The 2,709-nt window shown below is 60.1% G+C and carries 2 protein-coding genes; one reads left to right on the top strand and one right to left on the bottom strand.

Annotation, left to right across the window (positions count from 1 at the left end):
* The coding region (locus O4H62_RS26230; protein WP_430538523.1) for an ISL3 family transposase at positions 1-1,091 on the bottom strand (1,091 nt) is incomplete at its 3' end.
* Between the two features lie 135 nt (positions 1,092-1,226).
* Here O4H62_RS26230 and O4H62_RS26225 point away from each other — a divergent pair.
* Positions 1,227-2,258 (top strand): IS110 family transposase, encoded by a 1,032-nt coding sequence (locus tag O4H62_RS26225; RefSeq protein ID WP_269391836.1) that lies wholly within the window; start codon positions 1,227-1,229, stop codon positions 2,256-2,258.
* Positions 2,259-2,709 lie beyond the last annotated feature (451 nt).

Raw genomic sequence — 2,709 nt, 5'->3', positions numbered from 1 at the left:
CCGCGCTGCTTTACGTCATGAAACAGATGCCGCCCGCGGCGGTTCCCCTCCTTCCAGCACTGGGCCAGGAAGGCTTCGAAGTACCATGGTGATGTGGGATTCAGTGCTGCTCTTTGCCTGTCTGGCGGAGCCTCAAAGCTGAGCCACTTCGTTACGCTGCGACGTTCATAGCCGGTCCGTCGGGCGATCTCGCTGTAGGAGAGCCCTTGCTGCCGCAAAGCATGAAGCATCTCGAATATTTCCTGGCGAGATTGCCTGTGAGCGAGCCGAGCACGCCGGCGATGTGTCGCAGCGTCGACGATTGCGTCCTCCGAGAGGATGGCCCTGCCGCTGGCACGTCCTGAAAGGCTCATCTGTTCTTCGATGGCCGAACGAAGGTTCTGGATCAGATGAAACCGATCGGCGACCTGCCTGGCTTGTGGTGCGCCTTCACGGATGGCCTGCGCATACAGGCCGCAGCGGTCCCGGCTGACGATCTCGACGGAAGGATGGCTTCGCAGCCATTTGGCCGCACTCTCGACGCTCCGATCATCCAGTATGTCGACGACCGAGCGGCGCTCGAGATCGACCATGATGGTTCCATAGTTCGTCGCCCGCCGCCAGCTCCAGTCATCGATGCCAACCACCCGAATTTTGGATGCGCAGGGAGCAACCGCCGCATCCCGCTTCAGTTGTCGCAGGATGGTGTCGTCGCTGACGGGCATGCCGAGCCGCTGCATCAAGCGCTCGCCAGGCCGACCGCCCATATTGTGACCAAGCAGACCAACAATTTCCGCGACCCTTGTCGTCCGGCGCGCGTGTTGGGAAGCGACCGTGGGCAGGCGGTCGGTGAACGTTTGTCGCTCACATTTCTGATGGGTACATCGCCAGCGGTTTAGCAAGAGCTTTACCGTCACTGGCTTGCCTTGGACCGGCAGATCCTGAAGGTTGCGGTTGGACCGGCCGTGCCGACTTCGGCTTCGTTGTCCACAATTTGGGCAAATGCCGATCACGGGTCCGGCGGCTGAAACAACCCATCTGTCGTCATCTGTGAGCGCGAGACCCATTACTTTAACGCCCGGGCCGGGCGACCATTTCGATTTTCTTTGCATGCCCCCTCATAGCAATTATGTCGCTAATGCTGGATGAACCACACAAAGTGATGGTGTGGAACGGCCCTTCGAAGCGGCATCGAAGGTGCCTATTGTGGTGATGTCCATCGTCACGAAACAGAAAGGAACCGTTCCATGGAGAAGATTACCACGATCGGCCTGGACCTGGCCAAGTCGATCTTTCAGGTTCACGGTGTCGCCGAAGACGGCCGCGTCGTCATCCGCCGAGCCTTGCGGCGGTCGCAGCTGTTGGAGTTCTTCCGCGGCGTTGAGCCGTGCCTCGTTGGACTTGAGGCGTGTGCAAGTGCGCATCATTGGGCGAACGTCATCGGCCAGTTCGGGCACACGGTGAGGATGATGCCGCCAGCCTATGTGAAAGCCTACGTCAAGCGCAACAAGACCGACGCGGCGGACGCCGAGGCGATCTGCGAAGCGGTGACGCGCCCGACCATGCGGTTCGTGCCGATCAAATCGCCGGAGGATCAGGCTGCCGGGATGGTCTTGAAGACCCGCGAGCTGTTCGTGCGCCAGCGGACCCAGATGGCGAACGCGATGCGGGCTCACATGTCCGAGCTCGGGATCATCGCCGCGACCGGCATGGCCAGTATCGCCAAACTCGTCGCTATTCTACGCGACGACGATGATGCCCGCCTTCCATCAGCAGCTCGATTTGCACTCCTGGAGATGGCCGATCAGATTGAGGAACTGACGGCTCGTATAGAAGCGCTCGACACGAAGATCATGACGGCAGTGAAGGCTGACGAAACCGCTAGGCGGCTCACAAGCATCCCAGGCGTCGGTCCGATCATAGCAGCGACTGTCCGGGCAACAATCCAGGATCCCGCAGCCTTCCGGACAGGCCGCGATCTGGCGGCCTGGATCGGGATTACGCCGAGGGCCCACTCTAGCGGCGGCAAGGAGCGGCTTGGCAGAATATCGAAGCGAGGCAACAAGCAGTTGCGAACACTGCTGATCGTCGGCGCGACATCGATTCTTAAGCTGGCTCGTCGTGGTGTGAAGCTGCCCGCCTGGGTCCTCTCCTTAGTCGCGCGGCGGCCCTACAAGGTCGCGGCTGTAGCACTGGCCAACAAGATGGCGCGCACGATTTGGGCGCTTCTTGTCAAGGGCGGCACCTACCAAGCGCCGGCGACCATGGGGAGGGCATGAAACACAAGGAATTCCGGAGCCTGAGCTCCGGGATGAAGTGGCAAGGTGCCAAATAACGTGATGAACCGGAGGGACGATAATCTCGAGACCGATCAGACCGGCTTCCTCAATGCGCCGTCAAGCGCGTCAAAGTGATTAGGCAATCGGGATCGCGGATATCATCGTGGCCAGCGGTCATATGACCGCGCCAACAGGCCGGACATATGACTGCACCGTCCGACGGAGATTTACGCAAAGAATACCTTGCCAACCGGGCCGTTCCACATATGAGGAAGAACCGCGTTTTCTGAAACCGTTACTGCGAACCGCACCGGATCTACCGGAGACCGTTTGGTTTAAGTTATGCGGCCATGGCTGCTTCGTCCAGCATGGCGTAGTAGCGTTGTTCGGCTTCGGCCGGCGGAATGTTTGCGATGGGTGCCAGAAGGCGGCGGTTGTTGAACCAATCCAC

Origin of the sequence: Parahoeflea alexandrii (assembly GCF_027214025.1) — a bacterium.
In the GTDB taxonomy this organism is placed as follows: domain Bacteria; phylum Pseudomonadota; class Alphaproteobacteria; order Rhizobiales; family Rhizobiaceae; genus Hoeflea; species Hoeflea alexandrii_A.
The sequence above is the reverse complement of the archived record's forward strand: the minus strand, read 5'-3'. Positions and strand labels throughout refer to the sequence as shown.